This window comes from Paenibacillus sp. M2, assembly GCF_046713495.1.
Lineage (GTDB): Bacteria > Bacillota > Bacilli > Paenibacillales > Paenibacillaceae > Paenibacillus > Paenibacillus amylolyticus_B.
This window is the reverse complement of sequence record NZ_CP169648.1, coordinates 3,418,820-3,434,532: the sequence shown is the minus strand read 5'-3', so window position 1 is coordinate 3,434,532 and position 15,713 is coordinate 3,418,820. Positions and strand designations below refer to the sequence as shown.

At 42.5% G+C, this 15,713-nt stretch carries 13 protein-coding genes; 3 read left to right on the top strand and 10 right to left on the bottom strand.

Going from position 1 to position 15,713, the window contains the following annotated elements:
* Window positions 1-11 precede the first annotated feature (11 nt).
* On the top strand, window positions 12-578 hold the full coding sequence (locus ACETMN_RS15645; RefSeq protein ID WP_411736327.1) for a GNAT family N-acetyltransferase: 567 nt from the start codon (window positions 12-14) through the stop codon (window positions 576-578).
* A gap of 59 nt (window positions 579-637) precedes the next feature.
* On the opposite strand, the gene ACETMN_RS15640 is transcribed toward ACETMN_RS15645, so the two are convergent.
* The 9 genes from ACETMN_RS15640 to ACETMN_RS15600 all read right to left on the bottom strand — a co-directional run bounded on the left by ACETMN_RS15640 (window position 638) and on the right by ACETMN_RS15600 (window position 11,338).
* Window positions 638-1,828 (bottom strand): MFS transporter, encoded by a 1,191-nt coding sequence (locus tag ACETMN_RS15640; protein WP_411736326.1) that lies wholly within the window; start codon window positions 1,826-1,828, stop codon window positions 638-640.
* Between the two features lie 131 nt (window positions 1,829-1,959).
* A complete protein-coding gene (locus ACETMN_RS15635) occupies window positions 1,960-3,384 on the bottom strand; it encodes a 6-phospho-beta-glucosidase (RefSeq protein ID WP_036671179.1) in 1,425 nt (474 codons plus the stop codon).
* A gap of 28 nt (window positions 3,385-3,412) precedes the next feature.
* Complete coding sequence (locus ACETMN_RS15630; RefSeq protein WP_411736325.1) at window positions 3,413-5,302, bottom strand: beta-glucoside-specific PTS transporter subunit IIABC; 1,890 nt, start codon at window positions 5,300-5,302, stop codon at window positions 3,413-3,415.
* Window positions 5,303-5,480: 178 nt separating this feature from the next.
* The gene (locus ACETMN_RS15625) at window positions 5,481-6,362 is read right to left on the bottom strand and encodes a LysR family transcriptional regulator (protein ID WP_036615799.1); all 882 of its coding nucleotides are present in this window, start codon (window positions 6,360-6,362) and stop codon (window positions 5,481-5,483) included.
* 128 nt (window positions 6,363-6,490) lie between these two features.
* A complete protein-coding gene (locus ACETMN_RS15620) occupies window positions 6,491-7,246 on the bottom strand; it encodes a carboxymuconolactone decarboxylase family protein (RefSeq protein WP_411736324.1) in 756 nt (251 codons plus the stop codon).
* Between the two features lie 198 nt (window positions 7,247-7,444).
* Window positions 7,445-8,419, bottom strand: a complete 975-nt coding sequence (locus tag ACETMN_RS15615; protein ID WP_411736323.1) for a hypothetical protein — start codon at window positions 8,417-8,419, stop codon at window positions 7,445-7,447.
* Entirely contained in the window at window positions 8,419-8,910 is a 492-nt protein-coding gene (locus ACETMN_RS15610; RefSeq protein ID WP_036615805.1) for an RNA polymerase sigma factor, read from the bottom strand. Before ACETMN_RS15610 ends, ACETMN_RS15615 begins: the two co-directional genes overlap by 1 nt.
* Before the next feature lie 185 nt (window positions 8,911-9,095).
* Entirely contained in the window at window positions 9,096-10,676 is a 1,581-nt protein-coding gene (locus ACETMN_RS15605) for a histidine-type phosphatase (protein ID WP_411736322.1), read from the bottom strand.
* Window positions 10,677-10,915: 239 nt separating this feature from the next.
* Entirely contained in the window at window positions 10,916-11,338 is a 423-nt protein-coding gene (locus ACETMN_RS15600) for a DUF3237 domain-containing protein (protein WP_036615809.1), read from the bottom strand.
* Between the two features lie 137 nt (window positions 11,339-11,475).
* Here ACETMN_RS15600 and ACETMN_RS15595 point away from each other — a divergent pair, with 137 nt between their 5' ends.
* Together ACETMN_RS15595 and ACETMN_RS15590 are read left to right on the top strand one after the other, a co-directional pair.
* Window positions 11,476-12,678, top strand: coding sequence for an MFS transporter (locus ACETMN_RS15595; protein WP_036671164.1), 1,203 nt, complete (start codon window positions 11,476-11,478; stop codon window positions 12,676-12,678).
* Entirely contained in the window at window positions 12,671-13,315 is a 645-nt protein-coding gene (locus tag ACETMN_RS15590) for a TetR/AcrR family transcriptional regulator (RefSeq protein ID WP_411736321.1), read from the top strand. Before ACETMN_RS15595 ends, ACETMN_RS15590 begins: the two co-directional genes overlap by 8 nt.
* 91 nt (window positions 13,316-13,406) lie before the next feature.
* Here the strand turns inward: ACETMN_RS15590 and ACETMN_RS15585 are convergent, their stop codons facing one another.
* A complete protein-coding gene (locus ACETMN_RS15585; protein ID WP_411736320.1) occupies window positions 13,407-15,668 on the bottom strand; it encodes a glycoside hydrolase family 3 N-terminal domain-containing protein in 2,262 nt (753 codons plus the stop codon).
* Window positions 15,669-15,713 lie beyond the last annotated feature (45 nt).

Below are 15,713 nucleotides of genomic sequence, written 5' to 3'. Positions count from 1 at the left end.
GAGATGTCATTTTGATATTAAAACCAGAAAAATTTGATCATATTTCAGAGACAGAACGGCTAGTCATCCGACCATTACAGAAAGACGACTATGAAAATTGGTTGAATGAGTTTGAAAACCGCTTGCCTTCCCAACAGCGCCATGATAAAGGGAAAATGGATATGAGTGAATGTACGCTGGATTGGTTTCATGATCTGGTAGATCGACACCAAGAGTTAGCGCGTACAGATGCGGTTTATGTATTTGGTGTGTTTAGAAAGCAAGATGGTACACATCTGGGTATGATTGATATTGCGACCTTGGCAAGAGATCATTTTCAATGGGGAAGTTTCGGATACACGATCCATAATCAGTATTGGCGAAAAGGTTATGGGAAAGAAGCAGTGAACGGAGCTCTTCATATTGCATTCGAACATCTGAAATTCCACCGCATAGAGGCTCATATCAATGTGGATAACACCCCTTCCATGAAACTGGCAGAGAGTGTTGGTATGGAATTTGAATGTCTACGTAAAGGGTTTATACACGAAAATAATGAATGGACCGATCACTTGGTGTATTACAAAAATTATAATTAAACGGTTCATACAACTCATTCTAAAACAAGGGAACTCCATATCAAGAAGTTCCCTGTTTTCTATGTTTGTTGAATATTCTTCTTTTTGCGATGAAGGGTTACTACTCCCAAACTAACTGCCGAAATCCATAATAGAATCATTGCATTACTTGAGACTAATGATTGCACTGTATCTAGTTGTAATAATTGCGTAATTAACCTTCCTTCATACGGTGAAAGTGTGGCTCCCAAGTTATACGCGATCAGAACAATGGTCGTACCCAGCTTTGCCATTTTGGCTATTTGTTGTGCAAAAGTATGCAATAAATAGGGCATTACACAGCGGAATGAAAACCCGATGATCATTGAGCAAATGGTAGTAAGCATGATACTTTGAGAGATGGTCGTAACGAACATGGCTCCGCCAAGTAACAGAATCGATAATGGAACGATATAGTTACCGAGTGTTTTGTATACTTTCCCAAAAGAAAAGCCGGCAACAAAAGCTCCCAAACCTATAAATGCAATCATGTTGCTTCCATTTGTCACAGTTCCGATATTTTTTTCCAAAATCAAAGGAGTAATCTGTAAATTATAATTGATGAAAATAGCTACTATTACAAAAAATAAGAGACCATAGCCAATCATGACTTGAAGGGCTTTTTTATTATTTGTGTGGCTTGGATTCGTGGTGACCTCTTCTCTTCTATTAAGCTCTTTTTTATCAGAAGGAACGAAAATCAGGAATGCAATGAAAATAGGAAGTGCCAGGGCGTAGACATAAAATGATGTGTGCCAGCCCATTTTCAATAGTTGACCAACGAGTAGTGTCAGACAAATGCCTCCTAATCCCTCAAAGGCACTTTCTAAGCCAATTACGGTTGCTTGTTTACCTTGATTTTTATGATACATATCACTGATCATCTGAATGATGAGCCGGTTAAATAAACCTACACCTAACCCAAACAAACAGCGAGAAATGAACAGCAACGAAAAAAGGTCATGATACAATGCAGGGAATACTCCCGCAATGAGAACAAGTCCTAATCCAGTTAGTATAGTTGCTTTCTTCCCAATAAGAAGTTCAAGTCGATTAGCAATTAACACACCAAGAATGACAAATAATGAAGGTATGGTCGTTAATAATCCTACATGTGTTACCGATATCTCTGGAAAATCATTGGCTATCGCAGGAATGTTAGCGGCAATCACTGGACCTGAAGAAATTAATAACGCAACGGACAATAACGAATATGTTTTAAGCTTCTCCATGGATATTATAAAAAACCAACTCCTAATGTTTGTATTTGCTCCATATGGCCGATAGTTAGCCTTGATGCTGCGATAAATGGATAAAGCAGTAACGCATAAGTCGATGACTTCATACGTTACTGCTCAGTCGATTAGAGTTCTTTGCCGTTACTTTGAATAACTTTTTTGAACCATTCAAAGGATTTTTTCTTGCTGCGTTTCAACGTACCATTTCCAGCGTCATCTTTGTCGACATGTATGAAACCGTATCGTTTACTCATCTCTCCAGAACTTGAGCTTACTAGATCAATGCAACCCCAGGACGTGTAACCCAACAACTCTACGCCATCTTCTTCCACTGCTGTTATGAAAGCTTGGATGTGTTGACGCAAATACTCGATTCTATAATCATCCGCAATATATCCCGTCTCATCAGGAGTATCTATCGCTCCTAAGCCATTTTCAACGATGAATAGTGGCTTTTGATATCGGTCATACAAGGAGTTCATTGTAATTCTTAGACCTTCAGGATCGATTTGCCATCCCCATTCACTCGTTTTCAAATGAGGATTGCGCAGTGTTGGAAACAGGTTAGCTGCCGTTTGTGTGTTTACTTCCGGATCTGCACTGGTTAATCGTGAACCATAATAACTGAACGAAACGAAATCAACCGTATTATTTTTCAAACATTCCTCGTCCCCGTCTTCCATGGCTAAATGAATATTCATTCGTTCTAACATTTTCTTGGCATAGTTTGGGTATTCTCCTCGGGATTGTACATCGACGAAGAAGTAGTGCTCGCGATCTCTTGTCATGGCTTTCCAGACATCATCTGGTGCACATGTATACGGGTAAGTGTTGGCACCTGCTAACATACAGCCAATCTTAATTTCCGGGTTAATTCTACGCGCAATTTCAGTTGCTTTTGCACTTGCGATCAATTGATGATGAGCCGCCTGATACTTCACAGCATCCTCATTCTCACCTTCTTCAAACACTAGGCCTGAGCTGCCAAAAGGTAGATGCAACAGCATGTTAATTTCATTAAAGGTAAGCCAATACTTCACTTTATCTTTATAACGGGTGAAGATCGTTTCACACAGTCTCTCATAATAATCCACCATTTTTCGACTTCTCCACGATCCAATAGTTTTCACCAAATGAATAGGGACATCAAAATGGGTAATGGTGACTAACGGCTCAATGCCATACTTCAAACATTCGTCAAATACATTTTCATAGAATTTCAAACCCTCTTCGTTGGGTAACTCGTCATCTCCATTAGGGTAGATCCGAGTCCATGCCAAAGATAAACGGAAACACGTAAAGCCCATCTCTGCAAATAAAGCAATGTCTTCTTTATACCGATGATAAAAATCAATAGCCTCATGACTCGGATAAAAATGTTCTTGATCACACTCCAACATTTTTAACTGTCCTCGCATGACAGGAACACGATCTTTCCCTGCCGGGATTACATCAACTGTGGATAGTCCCTTGTTGCCTTCTGCATATCCACCTTCACATTGGTTAGCAGCAACTGCCCCACCCCACAAAAAGTCTTTTCTTAAAGTCATTAAAACACACTCCTAACCTGTAGTTTTGTTAAGCTTTGACAACCAACAATGTATTGTTAAAATCAATATTTTTGGGACTAGTCTCTGCGATCACATCCGAGTAACTATACGAATTGGTTACAATAACGGGCGTTTGAGTGACATATCCTTCTTGTCTGATTTTGTCCAGATCAAAAGTCAGCAAGGTCTGTCCTTTTGTAATTCTCTGACCTTCTTCAACGAACGCTTCAAAATATTTTCCGTTCAGCTTTACCGTATTTAAGCCGACATGAATAAGAATTTCGACTCCTTCATCGGATAATAGTCCAATAGCATGTTTCTTAGGAAATAGAGATACAATCATGCCATCAAATGGAGCAATGACTTTCCCCTCGCTAGGTTCAATAGCAATTCCTTTACCCATTGCCTCTGATGCAAACGCTGCATCTTGTACATCCTGAAGTTGAATAAGCTGACCTTTAAGTGGCGTTGCAATAACAGAATCTTTAATTGTAATGACTTCATCCGCAACCCCACTCCCTTCGTTCGCATTTGAAACAGTGTTCTGTGAAGGTGCATCTTTTTCATATTTCAAACTGAGCAAATAGGTAAGTACAGCAGTTACGACAGTTGTTATAACAAGTGCGATCAAAATGTTATATAGATTCCAGATATTTTCACCAATGTACAGAGGAATCGCCGGGATTCCTGAAGCGCCTGTTGCGTAACGAGAAACATCCATTAGCCCTGCAAAGAGTCCCCCACTGGCAGCTCCAATCATACCCGCGACAAGTGGGTATCTCTTCGGTAAATTTACGCCGTAAAGAGCTGGTTCCGTGATTCCCATCAACGCGGTGATCCCACTGGAAGCAGAAATTTGTTTTAATGCTTTATCCTTGGTTCTCATCCCTACAACTAATGCCGCAACACCTTGACCTATACAATTGATCATCGCTCCAGGACCGAGGATATTCTCATAACCTGATGTGGTGATTTGAGCAATGGATAGAGGAACAATATTATGGTGCAGCCCAAACATAACCAGTATTGGCCAGAAGGTTGCAACCAGGAAAATAACCAGCCAGCTACCATGTGCGGCCAAGAAGTCAAAGCCCATCGCTAAATACGTTCCGAAAAATGACCCCAGTGGTCCCAACACGGTTAAGGCAAGAATTCCCGTTACTAAAATAGTGCACATGGGAACAAAAATAACTTTCACTGCATTCGGAATGATCCTTTTAAACAACGATTCAATATATGATTGTGACCAAACGATTAAGAGAATTGGAACTACAGAAGAACTATAAGATACAAGAGTTAGCGGGATTCCAAAAACACTTACGTCAGACCCATCCAAACGCAATTGTGTCAAGTTGGGATGGAGTAAAACACCGGCTAAAACGAGTGCTAAGACGGGACTGCATTTTAGTTTGTTTGCAGCTGAAAACGCCAGCAAGAATGGTAAAAAGTAGAAAATAGCATCTGACATAAGACTTACGACATAGTAGGTTTGGGAATCTTTTGAAATCCAGTTGAACAAAATAAGTAGAGCGAGTAATGCCTTGATCATACCAGCCCCAGCTATAGCGGGGACAATCGGACTAAATGTCCCCGAGACGAAATCGATTAATTTCCCCAAAATACTAACTTTCTTAACATCAGTTGGTTCACCCGATGAACTCGCGTTAGGTTGAAGATGCTTGATCACTTCTTTGTAAACGTCTTCAACATGTGTGCCGATGACGACTTGAAATTGTCCGCCGCTCTCAAGCGCATCAATAACACCATCAAACGATTTAAGCGCTTTTTGATCTGCTTTATTAGTATCATTCAGTGCAAATCTAAGCCTAGTCATACAGTGAGTCAGAGTGGATACATTCTCACTACCGCCCACTTTCTCTACAATATCTTGAGCCAACTTCTCGTATTTCTTGCTCATCCAATAATGCCCCCTCTTGTTGTTGCCATCTAAATGAATGAGACCAAAAGCGCTCTAAATAACTTCTCTTTGCAATAAAAAAAGCTATTTATCTGAAATACATAAAGGCTGCATTCATTACACCTTTAAAATATCATCTGATAAACTGCTATAGCCAATACCTATAATTCATACTTTATTATGCCTGAAAGGCATGCCTGATATGTTCCAAAAAACGTACCTCCGTTTGACTGAATACCTTATGTTTTTTCCAGACAATCACTGTTGGAAACTGAAGTTCCGGTTGAAAAGGTCTGAAGCATAATGTGTCAGACTGCTTCATTGCAAGCGCACCCTCAATACAGATGGCCGTCCCTAACCCCTCCTCTACGAGGTTAAGTATGTTAGATATTAAATTATAGGTCGCAACGAAGTTTAAATGTGCATACTCATCGGCAAACCAGCTTGCAATCTCATTCTGTACGACAGATCGGCTGGATATGAGCAGAGGCACTCCGGCTAAATCGGTTGAAGTGACATATTCTTTTTGTGCAAGAGGTGATGAGGTCTTCATAAGGACTCCCCAGCGCTCCTTCTGGGGCAGTCTGATGAAATCGTATTTCTCAATGTGAATGGGCTCTAACAAAATGCCCACATCGAGCAGTCCTTTATCGATTCGCTCCTTTATATCATCCCCCGTTCCACTATAGATGTGATATTTAACCTGCGGATACTCCATATTGAAGTCTTTTAATAATTGTAAAATAACATTGGACGTTAATGATTCAACACTCCCGATCGATATGGTTCCTCCAACCAGGTTGTTCTGATCTTTAAACTCTTTCTCTGTTTTATCCGCAAGTGTGAGAATTTCTTCTGCTCTTTGACGTAAAAGCATGCCTGCATCTGTCAGTGTTATTTTACTTTTCCCGCGTATAAACAATTGAGTTTCTAAATTTTTTTCCAGATCAGCCAACTGTCTGCTTAACGTTGGCTGTGTCACATGTAAGATCGTTGCAGCATGTGTGATATTTTCTACTCGAGCTACTGTCAAAAAATATCGAAGTACTCTTAACTCCATAATTCCTCCTGATTTACGTTCATTTAAGTGTCTACTGAATCATTCATTTCTTTACTATACCTTCCTGTTAACCAGAAGAAGACAGTTGATTGGGATAATCAACTGTCTGTTGTTTCAAATAAAGAAGATTATTTCTCTGGAATGATTTCATTAACGCAGGCTAAAGCATTTAGTGTTCTAGGAAATCCCATGTAGGGAAGGCAGTGAGTTAGAGCGGTGATCATGGTTTCTTTATTATTGCCAACATTGATGTTACCCTGAACGTGTGCTTTGACTTGACTATCCGCACCTCCGAGTGCACTTAGTATACAAAGGGTAAGCAGCTCTCGTATTTTCAGATCCAGACCACCGCGGGTATAGAAGTCACCAAAGCAAAATGCTGAAAGATAGTCCTGGATATGCTTCTGATTTGACGGGGCATTTTCCCGGTTTTTGTCAATAATATCGCCAAAAATCTCTTTTTGAATACCAAGTCCTTTGTCAAAGCGATTATCTTCTTCAACCCGTTTTTGACTTTCAAGAGGCAGTGCAACATTTCGCTCTTTGAACACTTCATTCATTTCCGATATGGCATTTAAGGTTTTGGGGAATCCCAAATAAGGTGCGCATTGATAGATTGCTTCTTGGATCTCCGTTGGAGTCAACCCAACATTTAGCGCTGCACGAGTATGTGCTTTGAGCTGTGGCAACGTTTGATTAGTAGCCAGTACGACCAAAGTAATAAGCTCACGTTGCTTATCGTCAAGAGTACCTTGATCAAAAATTTCACCAAATATGAAGCGACTTAATATGTCCTGTAACTCAGGATCAGTAGCATATGCCGCTGGAACTCCCTCGCCGAATAGTCTTTTATATGTTTCCTGGCTCTTTTCGATTCGATTCATATTCATCTAACCTCCTGTTTCTTTTTAGTTAAAACTAGGTGTACCCATTTTACATTGAAAGGGGAAAGAATCCATATCCTATTCATATCATTTTATTGCCTAATCCTATCAAATGATTGTTTGTTGATGAAAAAAGCGAACAAAGCACTTGCGTGCCCTGTTCGCTTTTCTTGGTGCATCCGTATTGCTGTCTTCGTCTTACTCGCTCAGGCTGTTCCAGAATGATTGGAACGCGCCTTTCTCCACTTCCAGGAATGCCGGAACATTACCATAACGAACCAGACCTTCTTCACCAAACAGAACCAGTGGGACCTGCGTTTTGTCTTCCAGCGTGAGATAGATGATCTTGCGATCTTCCTTGCCGTAGAGGTTCTCTTCCAACTCTGGGCTCGTTGCGATCGGTTTGGCAGCATTTAGCGATGAGATGAAGCTTTCCAGTGATTCATCCGCTGCTAACGGTTGAAGCTGCTGCAATCCGTTGTTCCAGCTGTCGAACGTCTCCCATTGCGCCGAGGCGATGTTGCCTTCGAGATGAAGCTTGCCGATCAGGTCGGCACCAGTACCAATGGTGATCCCGTTGTTCTTGTCGAATAACTGAGCATACACCTGACCATCGATCTCGGTGTAAGACATGATGCGGAAATCCTTGTCGTAGCCATTGACCGCATAGATGTCTGCTTCGCCAATGTTGGAAGCAAGCTCCGTATATTTATCCTGGCCGCTCAGTTCATTGATGCCACCAGTTGTAGTGCCAAGCTTCTCACCCCGCAGGTTGAGTGCATTTGCGCCTTCAAGCAATGTTGGGGACTGCGTATATACGTTTCCTCCATATACAACCAGTTGCATCATATCAGCCATCGCGCCTTTGCCCTGTGAACTCGGCAACTCCATCTTCGGAATCACGATCGGGTCAAACGACGCGCCTGGAGTCACCGCTGCCACCTGTGGTGTTGGTGCGGCTGGTCCATTGAATTGTTGCCATACACTTGGCGCAGCCAATCCAATGCTGGCAGCGATAACAACACTTGCTGCAATGTATAGTGGTTTACGTTGACGTTTTGGTCCCTGATGTTGCGTGTTTAAAGATTGCTCTACCCGTTTTTTCATTTGCTCGTTTGTTTTCATATGATCCACCGCTTTCTTGTAGTTTTGTTTGAATTGTTCTTCGTTCATTACAGTTCCTCTCCTTCCAGCTCCAGTTTTAACAGCTGTCTTCCTCGTTTCAATCTCATTTTCACTGCTGATTCGCTAATCTCCAGGATCTCGCTGATTTCTCGGATCGGATAATCTTCGTAATAATACAGATGAACCACCGATCTATACTTGACGGGCAGTGACAGCACAAGTTCGATCAGCGCGTGATCTTCAGGGTTGTCTGTTGTAAGAGGATCGACTCCCTCCAGCTTGACCTCCCGTTTGCGCCAGCCTCTGCCTAATAAGGATTTGCAATGATTGGTGATGACCCGAATCAACCATGCTTTTTGATGCTCCGCATCGTTGAACGTAGGGGCTTTTTCTATTAGTTTGATGAAGGTATCCTGAGTGGCTTCCTCCGCGTCTTCTCGTCTGCCGAGGTGCACCATGGCAATCCGGAACAGCGTATCCGCGTATGTCTCATAGACTTTCATCACATGATCGCCCAGCTGGGGCACTGATCGCTGCATGGTTGGTATGCCCTCCTTTATACCTCTAACACTCTTACGGACGGCATTTGGTCACATTTTGTTTTAGGATTTTTTTATTGGTCCATTTCATTCAAAATGCAAAAAAAGAAAGCAGCTCCATGAAAAGGAGTTGCTTTCTTCATCTTCGTCTTTATTTTCATATAAAATGCATATCGTTTCACCGATTAGAATTTCTTCTGTAAAAGCTCAATGTTGTCTTCCAAACTGCTGTCCAAGCTTACGCCTACCTTCTGCAGTTTGTTTTGGTAATATGCTTTTACATCTTCCCATTTATAGTACGGATAGGTCTTTGTTTCGATCGGGAACGCGATCTCTTCTTCATTTCTAAGCATTTTCACGAGAACATCCTTACCATTGGAATAAAGAATCCATTGAATATTTGCTCCCATTGGTGAGATAACCGAGCCATTCCAGTTTTGGGTCACGTCCTGCGGTTTGTCGATACTCACATTAGCTCCGGCGATATCCAGGAATGAAGATAGTGGAATGATGGTTTCTGCGTGAGCAAAACGAAATATACCAGCCGTGTCTTTCTGCTGAATGGACTGTTCGGTAGACACGATCAACTCTTTGACCAGAGGTGCAATGATATTCTGCGGCAGATCCGTTGACGTTAAAGATGGACCTTTTTCATAGAAATCATTGATATTGTCAATACTTTCGTACCATTTCAACTGATTAGCCGTGAAATACCGCCCGAATTCGAAGTCACCTTCTCCTTTTATATTCGAAGATATGATATAGAGTTCATATAGATTAGAAGCAGCCTCGGTTGGGTTGCTGAGCTTCACTTTTCCCTTCTCATCTTTCAGTTCAAACTCTCCAGCGTTCAGCCGTTGATAGAAGTCTTCAGAGAAAAATTGCAGAAGGACCTCTTTTGCATAACGCGTTCCAGTGCTCTGTGTGACATAATCCTCGTATAACTTAACCCAGTCTCCATCTTCTACATACTCGTTATACTTCGTAGCCAAGTCGTAGGGCCGTAGATAGGGGTCTTTCCCTTCTTCAAAAGCTGAAGCCAGAATGTCTACCTTGTTATCTCCCAAGCTTTCCTTTAACCCGTCAATAAACTGATCTCTGCTCTGCGGCGTTCGATCTTTGAAGGTTGCTTGTGCAATCACTTTTTTATCCGATGTAAATAGTTCTTTGAAATTCTGCCCAACTCTGGCCCCTATTCCTTTCAATTCTTCTCCACCCGTAGTGGATAACAATCCATAATGATCTTTTTCAACCTTCATCAGATTGCCAATTTCCTTCTTCAGCTCTTTACCCAGATTAGTGATCTGCCCGTCCTTTTCAGCGATGTCGAGTAGTTCAAATAACGTCTTGTCGTACTTGGAACTGGATAGATGTCTGGAACCATGTCTCCCTATGTAGTTAATAAATATGGGTTCATATCCAATAGGAGCTTTTGTATAACTTGTTTCCTTAAAAGGATATGGCGTTTTGGTACCGCGGTATCCCTGCTGATCGTTAATTTTAGCTCCAACAAATACCGATTGGGTGTTGTTATCCCAGTCTACCTCTTGCCCCAAGGCTTCACCAATCGCTCTTGCAGGTACATAAGTAACCCCATTGTAGAGAAATGATTCGCCTTCCACCCTTTGACCGTTCACAACCACATTAGCCGATTGTTCAGAAACTTCGATCATGCGTTTGGAGCCTGCACCATATGCGTCAAATACACTTACAGACGTTAAGATGGCGAGTGATGCTACTGAAATCCCGATTTTTTTGATCATCATATTAATTAGTTTTCTCCTTATTCCGCCTGATATGGGTTTATTTTCGCTCATCATACTATAGGTGTGAAGTGTCTGCGCCGTATCCATCCTATGTTAATTAATTGTAAAAGAGTACATATAAATATTGACGTAAAGTCTCATACGACAAAAAGAGCCGCTCCTTAGCGACTCTGACTTTTCATTATAAAAAGCTATCTTCTCTGCCATACAATAAAAAGATAATTGCTATTTGCCCCGCATTACAGCGGTTTTCTATATATTTTTATATCAATCCCTGACTCCGTCGGATGACCTTCTCCAACAAGTGTCTCACGGTTCAAGAAGGATAAGGCTTTGCTGTCTGTAATCATTTTGGGGGAAGTACGAAATAAAGCAGTTTTCAGCGTTTTATCAATATTTCCGTTATTTTCGATATAAATTTTGCAGGAATGACCTGCGTTGTCGGTTCCTTGGAGCATGTATCTTGCCGATAGCGTATGCGGACCACCATTCTTCCCGATGATCTGCGTATCCACTCCTCCACCCAGCACAATTCCCTCAAAGTACTTTCCGGTTACGCTGCCTGTAAAAGTAATCATGACAACCGAATCATCTTCGCTATTCTGCAAATCAAATGATTTCTCGATGTTCACATGTACCGTAAACAATTCCTCTAATTTCACGTGTTCCCACCTCCATATGAATTCAATTATAACTCTACTCACTAAAAAAAAGATTTACATATTTCCTTCAAATCATTTAAAATGGTTTACACAATGTAAAGGTTAACAAGTTGTAAATGAAGGGGTTAATGACGTACATGAGTACATTACCAAAATCAGTTCGCTTTCCACTGTTCATTCTGATGTTAAATCTGTTTATTGCTTTATTGGGGCAAGGGATGCTCATCCCCATATTGCCGGAGTATTTGAAGCTTTTTCATGCGGGAGGCACAGTAGCAGGATTTTTAGTTGCAGCCTTCGGTGCCGCTCAATTCTTCTTTTCCCCTCTCGGGGGACAACTGTCTGATCGATTTGGACGCAAAAAGTTGATAATTGCGGGTATGTTTCTATCTGTCATTTCAGATATCATATTTGCGCTGTCGACGTCATTGCCGTTCCTCTATGTCGCACGGTTTATCGGTGGAATCAGTCTTGGTTTAATGGTTCCTGCCAACCTCGCATATGTCGCCGATATTACAACGCCAGAGACACGTGCAAAAGGTATGGGCTATTTCGGCGCAGCTATGAATTTGGGGATGGTTCTCGGACCTGGTCTGGGCGGTCTCATCGCCGAGATGGGCATTCGCATGCCCTATTTCTTCGCAGCGGGTCTGGGACTGATTGCGGCCCTGATGACGCTACTATTGCCTGAGACACTTCCCCCCGAGAAAAGAACGGTCTCCATCCGTCTTCAAAAAGGAGATCACTTGGGCAAGAAAATCTGGAGTTCTTTTAAAGTCCCCTATTTCAAATACTTGATTGTGTTGCTTGTCATGACCTTTGGTCTCATGAGTTATGAGACAGTATTCGCGCTTTTTGCAGAGCAAAAATACGGATTCGACGCTGCAACAATCTCCATCATTATTACTTTGGGCGCGATTATCGGTATCGTTGTGCAGATCTGGCTTTTGGATTGGTTCGTACAGAGAATCGGTGAAGTTAAGTTGATCCGTCTCTCCTTAATAATCACACCCATAGCTTTATTGTTAATGTTAATTAAGGTCAACCTTGTGTTTCTGTTGTTCGCTTCTGCGTTATTCTTTGCCTTTAATTCGTTTTTACGACCTTCGGTCAGCACGTTAATATCCAAAAATGCAGGAGATCGGCAAGGTTATGCATCGGGTCTGAATACTACATTTTCCAGTCTCGGCACGGTGATTGGGCCGCTGATCGCAGGACTATTGTTTGACAAAAACATAAACTTCCCGTATATTTTTGGTGCAATTATGCTACTCGCTTCACTCGGACTGACCTTGAACGCATTTCGTTCGAAGAAAGGACAATTGTATACAAGTGAATGAAAACTGGCATCAACAATTGGGAAATAAACATCGTGATGATTTGATTGCAGCAGGTAAGGAGCTTTTTTTGAAATATGGATTGCTCCAGGTGAAGATTAAGGATGTATGTACAAAAGCTGAACTTAGTAGAGTGACCTTTTATAAACATTTCCAGTCAATGGATGAACTTCTTCTAGCCATTCAGATGCAACTGATCGAACATTTAACGGATGAGGTTAGCCGTGCTTCAACGAAGGACTTAAACGGGCGGGAACAACTCACGGTTATGTTGAATGCATGGGTTGTTTATGCCGAGAATCATCCAGACTACATCCGGTTTATTCAATTGTTTGATATCAACTATGAGATGTATGATTTTAGCCCTGAATTAAGAGAAGAGTATGATAAGTTCAACCAGAACGGGAAAGAAAATCATTTCCTGATGGACGCTTTATCCCAAGGTGTTGTTGACGGCAGTATTAAGAATCCGTCCCCTCCGCTGGATCTGGCTCAGTTTATCTTCACAACGATGATGGGCATGCTCCAGCGCATGGTAACTATTCGTGGTGCTCATGATAATTCATTGGATATGCGGATGACGGAGCAATTTGTGAAGATGCTACTTCATTTTGTTTGTAGCGAAGAAATACCCAAGTGATGGCATGGTACATGGATCGATAAAACAAAAGTTTGAAATAAAAAACGGATTCCGTATGCTGGAATCCGTTTTTTTCTTCATTAATTAAGCGTTAATCCGTTAGTACGGGTAATTGTCCTCCAGCTTTCAGTTGACCAAGCAATACTTTGATCCCGGCAGACGTATTGGGCTCCTGCTTTCCATACACAGCAATTCCTGAGCGCACGTTCTGCAAATAGATCGTTTCGTAAGGATTACCGAGAGACAACAGCGTGTATCGCTGATTACTCTCGTTCATTGCATTAATCAAGGTTTGATAATCACTCCACCCGAACTGGCTGGCCACATTGCGGAATTGGTAAGAAGCAAGAATGACATAATTGGCTTTGCCAATCGCCTGGAGCGTTTCATTCATGTTGCCTTGTCCAACAAGTGATATTTCAGTCTTTAACGACAGGTTATTAGCGGCTTGCAACAGTTGTTTCTCAAGCTGTTTCGCCTGTTCCTGCTCAGCTGCGACAATAACAACCCGGTCGCCTTGCTGAATTGGATCAGGAAGCACACCTTTGCGACTGCTGAGTACAGTGACCGCTCGCTCTGCGATTGTCTGCTCCACTGCTCGGTGCGCCTTCGATCCGATGATACCGTTAAGCTGAGTTAGCTTTTGCGCAAGAGTTTGACTGCGTTCAAATAAACCATATTTCGCTTTCATCTCCAAGATTCGTTTCACAGATGCATGTATGGTTTCATCCTTGATCGTTCCATTGTTCACCGCGTTTACCAGCGTTTGATGGGCCGCTGCTGAATCTTTTGGCATAAGGATGATATCAACACCTGCGGAAACGGCGCGTTCTACCGATTGATTCTCCCCAAAATGCTCTGCAATTGCATTCATGGTAAAGGCATCCGACACAATGAGACCTTCGTATCCAAGCTCTCCGCGAAGAAGTCCTGTCAGTACCTTTTTCGATAAGGTGGCAGGAATCGGCACACGTTCACCGTCTTTGAGCGAAGTGACATGTTCGTTGTCTATGGCAGGGAAAGCAATATGTGCGGTCATAATCATCTCCACATCATTTTTGATTGCAGCCCGAAACGGTTTTAATTCTACCGCATCAAGCCGTTCTCGGTTATGGGCAAGCACAGGCATACCAAGATGGGAATCTACCGTTGTATCTCCATGTCCCGGAAAATGCTTAACTGCCGCCATCACCCCTGATTGCTGTAGCCCTTTTATTGTTGCCAGACCAAGCCGTGTCACCAAATCCGCCTCCGAGCCAAACGACCGTATACCAATGATGGGGTTATCTGGATTGCTGTTGATGTCCAGCACTGGCGCAAAATTAATCTGCAATCCCAGTGCCTTCAGCTCCTCTCCTGTCAGCTGACCAGCTGCTTCGGCTAGTGTTGCATCTCCAGTTGCGCCAAGCGCCATCTGACCGGGAAGGTTCGTACCTCCTGGTATTCGTTTAATAACGCCTCCTTCTTGGTCGATGCTAAGAAATAGAGGAATGTCACCTGCTTCTCTTTGTATATCATGTGTGAACGTTGTAAGCTGCGTCACGTCTACAATATTTTTGTCAAAAAGAATAAGTCCGCCCAAGTCCTGATCATGGATCGTGCGTTTCAGCCCCTCATTAACGGTCGTTGTCGCTTTACCATTCCATTGCCTAATGTCGGGCATAAGCATCTGACCAACTTGCTCGCTTACCGTCATATAGGATATCAGTTTGTCCCAATCTTGTGTCCGAATGGCCTCTTCACGTTCGAAGCGAATTACTCTCGCCATAAATACGGCATATTCAGCACGCGTGACAGCTTGATTCGGACGGAAGGTGGCATCTGAATAACCGCCGACCAAGCCATTTGAACTCATAATAAGAATGGGTGCTGCTGCCCAATGCCTGTCCGTGTCTGTCCATTTTGCGGCGTTCTTACCTTCCACGAGTGCATATGCCCGTGTAAGGAAGGCCGCAGTCTCTGCGCGGCTAAGTGGTGCATCCGGACGGAAAGTTCCGTTAGGAAAACCACTTGCAAGTCCATTTTTAGCAGCTATCATGATTTCTCGATGGAAAGGATGTGTAGTTGGAACATCGGAATAAGTTGTGCCTTCCACTGCTCTTTGAAGCTGATCTGAATAGAGCTCGCGCACCATAAAAGTGACAGCTTGTGCCCTTGTCACAAGTGCCTCTGGCTTGAAGATCCCATTGCCGTATCCGGCTACTGTTCCCCGTTTCGCCATATACGTGATGCCATCCTCTGCCCACTTTGAATACTTTAGATCAACAAACGTTTCTTCCGCAGCTGCCGTTCCCACCCCTATAAGCATAGAGCCAACAACGGCACCAATAATCGTCATCCATTTTACATGCATTTGTTTCACTCCTGTTGTATTCTATGGATGAATAGACGTTACTAC